Origin of the sequence: Catellatospora sp. KI3, assembly GCF_029948125.1 — a bacterium.
Classification (GTDB): domain Bacteria; phylum Actinomycetota; class Actinomycetes; order Mycobacteriales; family Micromonosporaceae; genus Catellatospora.
On sequence record NZ_JASAMB010000002.1, the window covers coordinates 268,895 to 281,318 of the forward strand.

Annotated in this window: 12 protein-coding genes; 6 read left to right on the forward strand and 6 right to left on the reverse strand. The window is 71.8% G+C overall.

All coding sequences use genetic code 11. The features are described from left to right. The first annotated feature begins 127 nt into the window (after nucleotides 1-127). Nucleotides 128-2,512, forward strand: coding sequence for a DNA helicase PcrA (gene pcrA / locus QEZ54_RS05150; RefSeq protein WP_281303283.1), 2,385 nt, complete (start codon nucleotides 128-130; stop codon nucleotides 2,510-2,512). A gap of 122 nt (nucleotides 2,513-2,634) precedes the next feature. Here the strand turns inward: pcrA and QEZ54_RS05155 are convergent, their stop codons facing one another. Next, nucleotides 2,635-3,402 carry a M23 family metallopeptidase gene (locus QEZ54_RS05155; protein ID WP_281303284.1) on the reverse strand — a complete coding sequence of 256 codons (768 nt, stop codon included), beginning with the start codon at nucleotides 3,400-3,402 and terminating at the stop codon, nucleotides 2,635-2,637. Nucleotides 3,403-3,693: 291 nt separating this feature from the next. After that, entirely contained in the window at nucleotides 3,694-4,386 is a 693-nt protein-coding gene (locus tag QEZ54_RS05160) for a M23 family metallopeptidase (RefSeq protein WP_281303285.1), read from the reverse strand. Between the two features lie 345 nt (nucleotides 4,387-4,731). On the opposite strand from QEZ54_RS05160, the gene QEZ54_RS05165 reads away from it, so the two are divergent. The 4 genes from QEZ54_RS05165 to sucD all read left to right on the forward strand — a co-directional run bounded on the left by QEZ54_RS05165 (nucleotide 4,732) and on the right by sucD (nucleotide 8,354). Further along, nucleotides 4,732-5,139 carry a cobalamin B12-binding domain-containing protein gene (locus QEZ54_RS05165; RefSeq protein WP_281303286.1) on the forward strand — a complete coding sequence of 136 codons (408 nt, stop codon included), beginning with the start codon at nucleotides 4,732-4,734 and terminating at the stop codon, nucleotides 5,137-5,139. 279 nt (nucleotides 5,140-5,418) lie between these two features. Continuing rightward, complete coding sequence (locus QEZ54_RS05170; RefSeq protein WP_281303287.1) at nucleotides 5,419-6,102, forward strand: hypothetical protein; 684 nt, start codon at nucleotides 5,419-5,421, stop codon at nucleotides 6,100-6,102. Between the two features lie 178 nt (nucleotides 6,103-6,280). After that, nucleotides 6,281-7,459 carry an ADP-forming succinate--CoA ligase subunit beta gene (gene sucC, locus QEZ54_RS05175; protein ID WP_281303288.1) on the forward strand — a complete coding sequence of 393 codons (1,179 nt, stop codon included), beginning with the start codon at nucleotides 6,281-6,283 and terminating at the stop codon, nucleotides 7,457-7,459. Nucleotides 7,460-7,466: 7 nt separating this feature from the next. Then, nucleotides 7,467-8,354, forward strand: a complete 888-nt coding sequence (gene sucD / locus QEZ54_RS05180) for a succinate--CoA ligase subunit alpha (protein WP_281303289.1) — start codon at nucleotides 7,467-7,469, stop codon at nucleotides 8,352-8,354. Between the two features lie 61 nt (nucleotides 8,355-8,415). Here the strand turns inward: sucD and QEZ54_RS05185 are convergent, their stop codons facing one another. Both QEZ54_RS05185 and QEZ54_RS05190 read right to left on the reverse strand, forming a co-directional pair. Further along, nucleotides 8,416-8,784: a DUF4190 domain-containing protein gene (locus QEZ54_RS05185; RefSeq protein WP_281303290.1), complete on the reverse strand. Its 369-nt coding sequence runs from the start codon at nucleotides 8,782-8,784 to the stop codon at nucleotides 8,416-8,418. An 18-nt stretch (nucleotides 8,785-8,802) separates the two neighbouring features. Continuing rightward, on the reverse strand, nucleotides 8,803-9,051 hold the full coding sequence (locus QEZ54_RS05190; RefSeq protein ID WP_348650517.1) for a hypothetical protein: 249 nt from the start codon (nucleotides 9,049-9,051) through the stop codon (nucleotides 8,803-8,805). Nucleotides 9,052-9,313: 262 nt separating this feature from the next. Here QEZ54_RS05190 and QEZ54_RS05195 point away from each other — a divergent pair, with 262 nt between their 5' ends. Continuing rightward, entirely contained in the window at nucleotides 9,314-10,966 is a 1,653-nt protein-coding gene (locus QEZ54_RS05195; protein WP_281303292.1) for a DUF6350 family protein, read from the forward strand. 72 nt (nucleotides 10,967-11,038) lie between these two features. Here the strand turns inward: QEZ54_RS05195 and QEZ54_RS05200 are convergent, their stop codons facing one another. Next, nucleotides 11,039-11,317 (reverse strand): CD225/dispanin family protein, encoded by a 279-nt coding sequence (locus QEZ54_RS05200; protein ID WP_281303293.1) that lies wholly within the window; start codon nucleotides 11,315-11,317, stop codon nucleotides 11,039-11,041. 141 nt (nucleotides 11,318-11,458) lie between these two features. Continuing rightward, nucleotides 11,459-12,406: a DUF4190 domain-containing protein gene (locus tag QEZ54_RS05205; protein WP_281303294.1), complete on the reverse strand. Its 948-nt coding sequence runs from the start codon at nucleotides 12,404-12,406 to the stop codon at nucleotides 11,459-11,461. Nucleotides 12,407-12,424: the final 18 nt, after the last annotated feature.

A 12,424-nucleotide genomic window follows, 5' to 3' on the forward strand; every position in this document is an offset into this window, starting at 1 on the left:
ATGCGCGACTGGCTATGCACATCCTGGGGTAGTCCGCGCGCTCGCGCCACCAGTGCCCGGTGATGTTTGGGTGACCGGGCGGTCAGCGCGAGGTGCTGTCAGCCGGGACGCATAGACTCACGAGACGATGCATGCTCTCTTCGACCTCCCCGATGCCACACCGTCCGCACCCGGGCCGCGTGGCGGCCTGCCCGCGTCCGAGCAGGGGGCCCGCGGCGGCGACCACGCCCGGGTCGCGAAGCTGCTGGACGGACTCAACGAACCCCAGCGCGCCGCGGTGGTGCACGCGGGCGGCCCGCTGCTGATCGTCGCCGGTGCGGGCTCGGGCAAGACCCGGGTGCTGACCCAGCGCATCGCGTACCTGCTGGCCGCCCGGGACGTGCACCCGGGCGAGATCCTCGCGATCACGTTCACCAACAAGGCGGCCGGCGAGCTGCGCGAGCGCGTCGCGCACCAGGTCGGCAACCGGGCCCGGATGATGTGGGTCTCCACCTTCCACTCGGCCTGCCTGCGCATCCTGCGCACCGAGCACGAGCACGCCGGGCTGAAGTCGTCCTTCTCGATCTACGACGCGGACGACTCGCGGCGGTTGATGCAGCTGGTCTCGCGCGAGCTCGACCTGGATCCGAAGCGCTACCCGCCGCGGAGCCTGGCCGCGCAGGTGTCGAACCTGAAGAACGAGCTGATCGACCCGGAGGCGTTCGTGGCGAGCGGTCCGGCCCAGCGGGTGCTGGCCGAGGCCTACACGCTCTACCAGCAGCGGCTCCAGCAGGCGCACGCGCTCGACTTCGACGACATCATCATGCGTACGGTGCACCTGCTCCAGGCCAAGCCGGAGGTCGCCGAGAAGTACCGGCGCCGGTTCAAGCACGTGCTGGTCGACGAGTACCAGGACACCAACCACGCGCAGTACATGCTGGTCAAGGAGCTGGTGGGGGACACCGGCGAGCTGTGCGTGGTCGGTGACGCGGACCAGTCGATCTACGCCTTCCGGGGTGCGACCATCCGCAACATCCTGGAGTTCGAGCGTGACTACCCGCAGGCCACCACGATCCTGCTGGAGCAGAACTACCGCTCCACCCAGACCATCCTGAGCGCGGCCAACGCGGTGATCGACCGCAACGCCGACCGCAAGCCCAAGCGGCTCTGGAGCGACCAGGGCGCCGGCGAGCGGATCACCGGTTACGTGGCCGACAACGAGCACGCCGAGGCCGACTGGGTGGCCCGCGAGATCGACCGGCTGTGCGACGCGAACGCGGCCCGGCCGGGCGACGTGGCGGTCTTCTACCGTACGAACGCGCAGTCCCGGGTGTTCGAGGACATCTTCATCCGGCTCGGGCTGCCGTACAAGGTCGTCGGCGGGGTGCGCTTCTACGAGCGCAAGGAGGTCCGCGACGCGCTGGCCTACCTGCGCGCGATCGCCAACGAGGACGACACCGTCAGCATGCGGCGCGTCCTCAACACCCCCAAGCGCGGCCTGGGCGACCGGGCCGAGGCGGTGGTGGAGGCGCTGGCGGCGCGCGAGCGCGTCTCGTTCGGGGCGGCGCTGCGCCGGGCCGCGGAGGCCCCCGGCATCGCCACCCGCGCGGTCAACTCGATCAACGACTTCCTGGCGATGCTGGACGAGGCGCGCGAGCTGTCCCGCGAGGCGCCGCCGGAAGCCGTGCTGGAGCTGATCCTGTCCCGGTCGGGCCTGCTGGCCGAGCTGGAGGCGAGCCTGGACCCGCAGGACGAGGGCCGGGTGGAGAACCTGCAGGAGCTCGTCAGCGTCGCCCGGGAGTACGCCGAGCGCACCGCCGCCGCCGACGAGACCCCGACCCTGGCCGGGTTCCTGGAGCAGGTGGCGCTGGTCGCCGACGCCGACCAGGTTCCGTCCGACGATCCGGACCACCAGGGCGTGGTCACGATGATGACGCTGCACACCGCCAAGGGGCTGGAGTTCCCGGTGGTGTTCCTGACCGGCCTGGAGGACGGCGTCTTCCCGCACCTGCGCTCGCTTGGCGAGGTCAAGGAGCTGGAGGAGGAGCGGCGGTTGGCCTATGTCGGCATCACCCGCGCCCGGCACCGGCTCTACCTGTCCCGCGCGGTGACCCGTTCGGCCTGGGGCCAGCCGCAGTACAACCCGGCGTCGCGGTTCCTGGAGGAGCTGCCGCCGGAGCTGCTCGACTGGAAGCGCACCGCGGACTCGGTCAGCTCGTGGGGCGGCGACCGGGGCGGCATCGGCGGCCGCGAGCGCAGCCAGGAGCGGTCTTCGGGCAGCTTCGTCGGCGGCACCAGCCGCGCGGCGGCGCTGGCCAGCCGGATCGGCGTGGACCCGAGCAAGCTCGCCACCGCCAGCGACCTGGCGTCGGCTCCGGCGCTGTCGGCGGGCGACCGCGTCAACCACCAGCGGTACGGCCTGGGCCGGGTGCTCGCGGTGCAGGGGGTCGGCGCGCGGGCGCAGGCGCAGGTCGACTTCGGCGACCAGGTGCTGTGGCTGGTGGTCCGGCACGCGCCGATCGAGAAGATCTGACCGCGGCTCTCCACCGCGACGCGAAAGACATGCGGAAAGACGTGTGGCCCGGATCGGGGGATCCGGGCCACACGTTCTTGGGGGGATGGGGTGGTGCTGGGGATGGGCGGGTCGGTGGGCTGTCAGCAGCCGGTGTCGATACCGCGGGCCTTCAGCCACGGGGCGGGGTCGACCTGGTTCCACATGCTGCCCTGGTGCACCTCGAAGTGCAGGTGGGGGCCGGTGGAGTCACCGGTGGAGCCCTCGTACCCGAGGATGTCGCCGGCCTTGACCGTGTCGCCGACCTGCACCGCCTCGCGGTTCATGTGGGCGTAGTGGGTGTAGTAGCCGTTGCCGTGGTCGACCACGACCGAGATGCCGTACCCGGTGTAGACCCAGCCCGCCGCGAAGACGGTGCCGGGGCCGACGGCGCGGATGGCGGTGTTCTCCGGCATGGCGAAGTCGACGCCCTTGTGCATCGTGCCCCAGCGGGGGCCGAAGCAGGAGCTGACCGGGGAGCCCTGCATGGGGCTGCTCCACATGGCCTTGGCCTTGGGCGCGGCGGCTTTGGCCTTCGCCGGGGCAGCCTGCTTGGCCTTGGCCGGGGCGGCCTGCTTCGCCTTGCTCTTGGCGGGGGTGCTGCTCTTGGTGCTCTTGGTGCTGCGGGTGGAGCGGTCAGCCCGCTCGGCGACAGCCTCCCGCTTGGCGGTGGCCTCAGCCGCGACGGTGGTCAGCGACTTGCTGGGGGCGTTGTCGATGTTGGCGGCGACGAAGCCGACCGACGCCACACCTGCCAGAACCGCGATGGCGGTGACCTCACGGGTGCGGCCCTTCAGCCCGGCCCGGACCCGGTCGCGTACGGCGACCAGCTTCTCGCGGCCGGTCTTGAAGATCTCGGTGCTGCTCTGCACGAGGGGAACCTCCGTTGGTGTCTCCGTTGACGGGAGCCATGTTGCCTGGTCAGAACGGGGGTCACCAAGCGGGCCATGAGCCCGATTCGGATACGCGGGCGGTTTTCGGGCGAGTGTTCTGTCCGGTTGTGCGGCCTAGGCGCACGTGGAGTCCCATTTCGACGAAGTGACCTCGGTCACCCAGAAGGCCCGATTTCGTGACGCGGGGCGGGGGCGTCGTAGCGGTGCGTAATGGCGAATCAGACAAAACCGCCCGCATCAGAATGATGCGGGCGGTTCGGAAGAATGGAATCAGCCGACGGAGCCGTCGAAGGCCTGCTCAATTTCGAGTTCGAGATCGACACCGTGCTGTTTGAACCACGGAATCGGGTTCTGGGCCACGTCGTTCACGTGGATCTCCAGGTGCAGGTGCGAGCCGAAGGAGTGGCCGGTGTTGCCGCCGAGGGCGATGATCTGGCCCGCCTTGACCTTCTGGCCGACCTTGACCAGCAGCTTGCTGGAGTGGCCGTACACCGTCTTGAGGCCGTTGCCGTGGTCGATGATCACGCAGTAGCCGTAGCCGCCGTTCCAGCCGGCGAGGATGACGGTCCCGTCGTGCACCGCCCCGAACGGCGTGCCCTCGCTGAGTGCCAGGTCGACACCCTTGTGCATCTTCCCCCAGCGCATCGCGAACCCGGAGGTGATGCGGAAGTTGTGGAAGGGGAGCAGCCAGGCGTTCGGCGCTGCGGTGATCGAGGTGCTGAGCGTGCGGTCGTCGCCGCGGCTGGCCCGGTCGGCGGCCTCCGCGCGGGCGCTGCTCGACTCGGTGATGGCGGTGGTGTCACCGCTGAGGGCGTCGGTCTTGGCGTCCGAGATGCCGGCTCCGGCACCGAAGGCCACGATTCCCGCGCCGACGAACGCGGTGGTGATGACGGCCGCGTACCTGCTGCGGGGCGGCGTGGCCACCCTGCGGCGGCCGCGGTAGCGGTCGCTCTCAGTCGACACCTCTGGCCGGTACTGCACCTGTAACGCCTCCGTCATCGGTGGCGCCGCCGGATCGCGACGCTCTGTCACCCTCTTTTGGATGGCACTGCGGGACAACTTAACGAACCCGTAGGGGTGGGCACAAGCTCCTGTCCGTCATCCCTTAGCTATCAGTGCGACTGTCCGGCCCGAATATCCCGTTTATGTCCCTATTCATCCAGATTTCCAGTGATCACTCTCAGTGATCACTGGTTGGGCAGCGGGTATATACAGGTGTCGCAGTGCGATGTGAGGCGACCGCTGGTGGTGACCGTCGGCGGGTGGGTTACCGTTCGTTAAGGTCAGTACGGCGAGAGGTGAGCACTGATGGGCACTCGTATTCGCGTGGTCGTGGCCAAGCCCGGCCTCGACGGGCACGACCGCGGCGCGAAAGTGGTGGCCAGGGCCCTGCGCGACGCGGGTATGGAGGTCATCTACACCGGCCTGCACCAGACGGCCGAGCAGATCGTGGAGACCGCGATCCAGGAGGACGCGGACGCGGTCGGCCTGTCCGTGCTGTCCGGCGCGCACATGACGCTGTTCCCCCGGGTGGTCGAGCTGCTGCGCGAGCGCGGCGCCGACGACATGGTGGTGTTCGGCGGCGGCATCATCCCCGAGGCGGACATCCCCGAGCTGGAGCGGCTGGGCGTGGCCAAGGTGTTCACCCCCGGCGCGACGACGCACTCGATCGTCGACTGGGTGCGCGCGAACGTGGCGACGTCGCAGCCCGCCTGACCGGCGTACACGTATATAGAGGCGCCCGCCGGAGCGGGCGCCTCTATATACGGTCAAACGAATAGGGGAGGAGCCGGACGCACCCCTCACACGCCCGGCTCCTCTATGCACGACGCCCCGCCGCCACCCCTCGACCGACAGGGCATCGGCCGTTTGTGTCTTCCCGCCTGGCCTTTCGGTTCAGCGCTCCGACATCAGACTCAACGAGGGTTTCCGCGGGGGGTTACGGGCATCCGGCGGGTCACCGAAACGGGTGACGGGCTGCTACGTTCCCCCCTCATGACCTCCCCTGACACGGCGGCCGGCCAGCCAGGCACCGCCGACTTCCCCACCCTGCACAAGGCGATCCCCGCCGGGCTTCCGTTCGAGGTCCGGCTGACCTCGGGCTGGGGCCACGCGTTGCGTCACCGCCGCGCCGAAATCATCATGTTGTACGTCTTCGGCCTGCTCTTCCTGGTCGGCGCCCTCTACTTCATCACCGGCCCCGATGAGATCGTGCACAGCAACCGAGGCGACTGGGACTCGCACGTGCTCGGCTGGGTGACCCTCGCGATGGCACTGTTCTTCCTGCTCTCGACGCCGGTCACCACCTGGTGGCTGATGCGCAGGCCGGTCCTGCTGGCCGCTGACGCCCATGGCGTGTTCGTCCGCCCGAACGGCGACAAGGACCGGGCGTTGCACCTGCCCTGGGCCACGATCGAGACCGTGGCCGTGCGGCGGTGGCGTGGGCCGCAGTTGATCGTCAAGCCGCGAGACGCGCGCATCGAGGACCAGTTCAAGCTCAAGCAGCAGGCACGCGGTGTGGATCAGCGGGCCGGGGTGGCGATCGCGCAGAAGCTGCGCATGCGCAAGCTCGGCACCAACGTCCACGTGCCGGTGGGCGGGGTGGCGCAGAGCCCGCAGGAGCTGCTGCTCGGGCTGCAGTACCAGGCGGCGGGCCGCTGCCCGATCGAGCTGGCATAGCCGGTGGTCGTCGCCCGGTGTGCAGTTGGGCACACCGGGCGGTCGTGCCGATACCCTGCGCTGAGGGACCGTTAGGCTGCGCGGAAGGCCCATCCAGCGGAGGATGGGCAATGGTCCCTACGCGTCGTGCCGGGTGTCCCGCCGCCGACGCGGTGGGCTGGACAGCGAAGAGGTATCGGTGGACCTGTACGAGTACCAGGGGCGCGATGTCTTCGAGAAGCACGGCCTGCCCGTGCTCGCCGGTGGCGTCGCCGAGACCCCTGAGGAGGCCCGCGCCATCGCCGAGCGGCTCGGCGGCCGTGTGGTGGTCAAGGCGCAGGTGAAGGTCGGCGGCCGCGGCAAGGCCGGCGGCGTGAAGCTGGCCGACGGCGCCGACGAGGCCTACGCGCGCGCGAACGACATCCTCGGCATGGACATCAAGGGCCACACGGTCCACAAGGTGATGCTGGCCGAGACCGCCGACATCGTCGAGGAGTACTACTTCTCCTACCTGCTGGACCGGGCGAACCGCACCTTCCTGTGCATCGCCAGCGTGGCCGGCGGCATGGAGATCGAGACCGTCGCCGAGGAGCAGCCGGAGAAGGTCGCGAAGGTGGCCATCGACGCCAACCGCGGCGTCGACGAGGCCCTGGCCCGCGAGATCGTCACGGCCGGCCACTTCCCGGCCGAGGTCGCCGACCAGGTCGTCGACATCGCGGTGAAGCTGTGGCAGACGTTCGTCGCCGAGGACGCGACGCTGGTCGAGGTCAACCCGCTGGCGAAGGTGGGCGACGGCCGGGTGCTGTGCCTGGACGCCAAGGTGACCCTGGACGAGAACGCCGGGTTCCGCCACGCCGACCACGAGGCGCTGGAGGACAAGGCCGCGGTCGACCCGCTGGAGCAGGCCGCCAAGGCCAAGGACCTCAACTACGTCAAGCTCGACGGCGAGGTCGGCATCATCGGCAACGGCGCGGGCCTGGTCATGTCGACCCTGGACGTGGTCGCCTACGCCGGTGAGGAGTTCGGCGGGGTCAAGCCCGCGAACTTCCTCGACATCGGCGGCGGCGCGTCGGCCGAGGTGATGGCGAACGGTCTGGAGATCGTGCTGTCCGACCCGGCCGTGAAGAGCGTCTTCGTCAACGTCTTCGGCGGCATCACCGCCTGCGACGCGGTCGCCAACGGCATCATCCAGGCGCTGGCCATGCTGGAGGGCCGGGGCGAGCAGGTCACCAAGCCGCTGGTCGTGCGGCTGGACGGCAACAACGCCGAGGCCGGTCGGGCCATCCTCGACGGCGCCGGCAACCCGCTCGTGGAGCGGGTCGACACCATGGACGGCGCCGCCAAGCGCGCCGCCGAGCTCGCTGCGGCTGGGAAGTGACTGAGACATGGCTATCTGGCTCACCAAGGACTCGAAGGTCATCGTCCAGGGCGTGACCGGCTCTGAGGGCTCCAAGCACACCCGCCGCATGCTGGCGGCCGGCACGAACATCGTCGGCGGCGTGAACCCGCGCAAGGCGGGCACCACCGTCGAGTTCGACGGCCACGAGGTGCCGGTGTTCGGCACGGTCGCCGAGGCGATGGACGCCACCGGTGCCGACGTCACCGTCATCTTCGTACCCCCGGCCTTCACCAAGCAGGCGGTCGTCGAGGCGATCGACGCGGGTATCGGCCTGGCCGTCGTGATCACCGAGGGCGTGCCGGTGCACGACACCGCCGCGTTCTGGGCGCACGCCGTGGCGACCGGCAACAAGACCCGGATCATCGGGCCGAACTGCCCCGGCATCGCCTCGCCGGGTGCCAGCAACGCCGGCATCATCCCAGCCGACATCAGCGGCTCGGGCCGCATCGGCCTGGTCTCGAAGTCGGGCACGCTGACCTACCAGCTCATGTACGAGCTGCGCGACATCGGCTTCTCCACCGCCGTGGGCATCGGCGGCGACCCGATCATCGGCACCACCCACATCGACGCGCTCGCGGCCTTCCAGGACGACCCGGAGACCGAGGCCATCGTCATGATCGGTGAGATCGGCGGCGACGCCGAGGAGCGCGCGGCCGAGTTCATCAAGGCCAACGTGACCAAGCCGGTGGTCGGCTACATCGCGGGCTTCACCGCCCCGCCCGGCAAGACCATGGGCCACGCCGGCGCGATCATCTCCGGCTCGTCCGGCACCGCCGACGCGAAGAAGACGGCGCTGGAGGCGGCCGGGGTCAAGGTCGGCAAGACGCCGTCGGAGACCGCGCGCCTGATGCGCGAGGTCATGCAGGGCCGCTGAGCCCGGCAGACGAGAAAGGGGCGCCACCCGTGCGGGTGGCGCCCCTTTCGTGCGTACGCCGTCAGTAGTCGTAGCGGTGGCCGCCCATCATTCCGCCGAGTCCGCCGAGCGCGCAGGCCAGGATCCAGCCGAGCAGCCACAGCACGGTGAAGGCGATGCCCAGCCAGAAGCCGACCTTGCCGAGGGTCTCCTCCTGGCCGTGCTTGCGGGCCTCCTTCATGGACAGCCAGCCGAACAGGATGCCCAGCGGCGGGCAGCAGGCGACGGCGGCCACGATGCCGATGATGCCGAACAGCACCGTGTTGTCCTTGCCCGCCGGCGGCGGTCCCACCCCGTACGGTGACGGGCCCGGATGCACCGGAGGCGGTGGTGGCGGCGGTGGGGGCACCGGCGGCACCGGCTCGTGCGGCGGCACGGGTTCGTTCGTCATCGCTTCCCCCGATCGGGACTACATCTTCTGGTTGCTGAACGGGCCGTAGCGGATCACCCAGACGTCCTTGCAGAGGCCGAGCACGCCGAGCACGATGGCGATCCAGCCGAGTACGGCCGAGGTGCCGGTCCGCTTGGCCTCGCGCACCGACAGCGCGCCGAAGATGATGCCGAGCACGCCGGTGCAGCAGATGGCCGTGACGATGCCGATGATGCCGAAGATCCTGGCCTTGTCCTGGCCGCCCGGGGCCACCGGATTGGGCGGCAGGTTGGGTGGCGGCGGTGGCGGCACGGGCGGTGGTGGAGGTGGCGGCGGCACGCTCGGCGGCGGCGGTGTGTAGGTCACGGTGCCTCCCTCGGTAGGGACCTGATCGCAGCGTAACCCTCCTAACTCGCATATCGGGTCGAAATGGCCACGGGGTAGGGATCGTGGTCATCACGCCTCGTTTGTGGTTAGGTATCGCCTGATGGCGGAACATGATGGGCCCCTCGACGAGTCGCCGGTCCGGCGGCCGGACGAGGCTGGGCGCGTGCCGACCCGACTGCGTCCCGCGGTGCCCGGCGGGCGCGCTCCGGACGCCGACGGCGCATCCGATGCCGACGCGGCTGCTGACGGCGTGACGGCTGAGGTGGTGACTGCCGGCAGCCCGATGGCAGACGGCACGCCCGTCGGAGCCGACGTGCCGCGGTCCGACCCGTCCGAACCCGAGAGCGGCCAGGACGAGCCACCGGCCGGTGCCGCGCCGCGAGCAGGCGCGCCCGAAGCCGCGGCCGAGCCGGCCGCGCAGGAGACCGTGCTGCTGGAACTGGCCCGCCCCGAGGACGCGCGGCCCGACTCGGACTCCGGGCACGACGTCGCCACGCACGACACCGTGCTGCTGACCCCGGGGCATCTGGCCACTCGCGAGACGGTGCTGCTGCCCCCGCGCGACGACCTGGCCCACCGGGAGACCGTGCTGCTCTCGCGCGGGCGGCCGACGGGCGTGCTGCGCCCGAAAGGCGCTCCGCTGCCGGTCGCCGCACTGGTCAACACCGTCTGGGCCGCGCTGCAGACCGTCCTGCCGCTGCTGCTGCTGACCGTCGGCGCCCGCGCCATGGAGGGGCCGGTCGCGCTCGGCCTGTCCGCGCGGGTGGCGCTGGCCGGCTGGCTGCTGGGGCACGGCGTGCCGCTGACCGGCCCGCTCAACGAGCACCTGGCCACCCTCGACCTGCCGCCGCTGCTGCTCACCGCGGTGGCGCTGTGGCGGCTCAGCCGCGCCGCGGTGCACACCGTACGCGCGCTGGGCGCGCAGGGCAGCGGGTCGATCCGGCACGCCGCCCTGGCCGCCGGGGCCGTCACCGCCGTGTACTGCGGGCTCGGCGTCGGTGCGGCGGCGCTGGTGGACGGTCCGGGCATCCTGGTGACGCCCTGGCGGGCGGCGCTGAACTTCGCCGTGCTGGGCCTGGCCGCGGCCGGTCTGGGCGCGGCCCGCAGCGGCGGGGTGGTGCGGCGGCTGGCCCGGCAGACGCCGCTGCTGCTGCGCGACGGGATCCGGGTCGGCTTGGTCGCGACGCTGCTCGTCATGGGGGTCGGCGCCGGGGCGGTCGGCCTGGCCGTGGCGGTGAACGGGGCCGAGGCTTCGCACCGGCTCGCGGAGTTCCCGGGCGGCGTGCTCGGGCAGATCGGCGCGGTCCTGCTCTGCCTGGCGTACGGGCCGAACCTGTCCGCCTGGGCGGCGTCATACCTGCTGGGGCCGGGCTTCGAGGCGGGCACGCTGCCCCGGACCGGGCTGCCGGTGTTCGCCGGGGTGCCGCAGGCACCGCTGCGTGGGGTCGGCTGGCTGCTGACGGTCCTGCCGCTGCTCGGCGGGGCGCTGGCGATGGTGCTGCTGGCGCACCGGCGGCTGCGTCCCCGGCGTACCCGCCAGGGCGACGTGGTGCTGCCGCAGCCGAACTGGCTGCGCCTGGCCGGGTCGGCGGCGGTCGGCGGGGTGGTGGCCGGGCTGCTGTGCGCGGCGGTCGGCTACGCCTCCGGCGGGGTGCTGCGCACCACCAGCGGCGCGCTGCGCTTCGGCCCCGCGATCTGGCCCATGGCCGGCATGGGTGCGCTGGTGGTGACCCTCGGCAGCCTGCTCGCGGTGGCGGGCGTCTGGGCGTTCACGGCCCGGCCGGGTGCGAAGCGGACCGCTTCCGTCCAGGACTGACGGTCCGAGAGTCGTTTCCAGACCGCGTCTCGAAGACACGGCTGCCGAGCGACACCGGTCGCGTCCCGGCCGTCACTCGAAGACGCGGATGCCCAGCTTCACCGCGAGCACGGTGCAGCACGCGCAGCCGATCGTCCACACCGCCAGGCCGACGAGCACCGCGAGCCGGGACCACGTGCGGGACGTGGCGACCGCGGCCTGCGCCTGTGCGAACTCGCCCTGCCGCAGCAGCGGATTGACCCGGTTGGCGCTGACCAGTGCCAGCAGCCCCAGCGGGGGGAACAGCAGGATGCCGACGACCGACATCGTCCTGTTGTTGTCGACCAGCGGTTGCTGCCAGTCGTGGCCCAAAGCAGACTCCGAGGGGTCGTCGCGGCGGCCCGTGCCGCCGGGCCGTGTTCGGACCAGCGGAGTCTATGGGGCCGCTGAACGGGCCGTGCCCGGTGGGACGGCCCTGTCCGGGCCGGCCCACCGGGCACGCGTCGCGGCGGCTCAGCGGTACTGGTCGTAGATCCGGTCGGTCCAGTGGGTGGTGAGTCCGCAGATGGCGCCGATGATGGCGAGCACGCCCAGCGCGATCGCGACCCAGCCCAGCCAGCTCATCGAGGCCTGGCCCTTCTTCACCCGGGACAGGTGCAGGTAGCCCAGGATGATGGCCGGGATGCCGCCGATCAGCGGCAGCCCGCTGATCCAGGGGCAGCAGCAGCAACCGCCGCTCAGCACGCCGCAGACCAGGCCGATCCAGCCGAGCAGGTTGTTCTGGGCCCCGCCCGCGCGCTGGTAGACGGTGCCCTGGCCGGGCCCGAGCGGCGGTGGCGGCGCCCCGTGGCCGAGCGGCGGCGGTGGCGGCGGCGCCGGGAGGGGCTCGCCGTAGGTGGTGCCGGGGCTGCGGTACGGCTCGGTGACCGGTGGCGGCGGTGGCGGCACGGCGGGCGGGCCGGGCGGCTCGTACGACGGCGGCCCGCTCGCGTACGGGTTGTCGCCGCTCGGCGCCGACCAGTCCGAGCCGGTCGACGGCGGCTCGGCCGCGACCGGGCTCGGCGGCGGCTCGGGCACCGACGGCACGGGCGGCGGCGGGGCGGGCGGCTCGGGCGGCGGCGGGGCCGTGGGGTCGCTCAGCACCGGCGGCGGGTGGTACGGCTCGGCCGCGGGCGGCTCGAACGAGCTCTCCGTCGCGTCATGCAGCGGCGGCCACGGCGGCGGCTCCGGCGTGCCCCCGGGCGTCTCGGGCGCCTCCGGCACGTCGGGCGTCTGGGGCGGCGGCGGCACGTCGGGCGTCTGGGGCGGCGGCGGCACGTCGGGCGCCTGGGGCGGCGGCGGCACCGGCTCGCCGGGTGGGGGCGGCACGTCCGGGGAGCCGGGTTGGTCATGCCGCACCGGCGGCTCGTACGGGTGGTGCGGCTCCTCCGGCGTGTCCGGGGGCGGCGGCGGTTGCGTCAAGGTCGGCTCCTCGCGTTC

What these genes read in the sequence shown, in the direction of transcription:
- pcrA (WP_281303283.1), top strand. Translation starts at nt 128, where the DNA reads ATGCATGCTCTCTTCGACCTCCCCGATGCCACACCGTCCGCACCCGGG.
- QEZ54_RS05165 (WP_281303286.1), top strand. Translation starts at nt 4,732, where the DNA reads ATGGGCACTCGTATTCGCGTGGTCGTGGCCAAGCCCGGCCTCGACGGG.
- QEZ54_RS05170 (WP_281303287.1), top strand. Translation starts at nt 5,419, where the DNA reads ATGACCTCCCCTGACACGGCGGCCGGCCAGCCAGGCACCGCCGACTTC.
- sucD (WP_281303289.1), top strand. Translation starts at nt 7,467, where the DNA reads ATGGCTATCTGGCTCACCAAGGACTCGAAGGTCATCGTCCAGGGCGTG.
- QEZ54_RS05185 (WP_281303290.1), bottom strand. Translation starts at nt 8,784, where the DNA reads ATGACGAACGAACCCGTGCCGCCGCACGAGCCGGTGCCGCCGGTGCCC.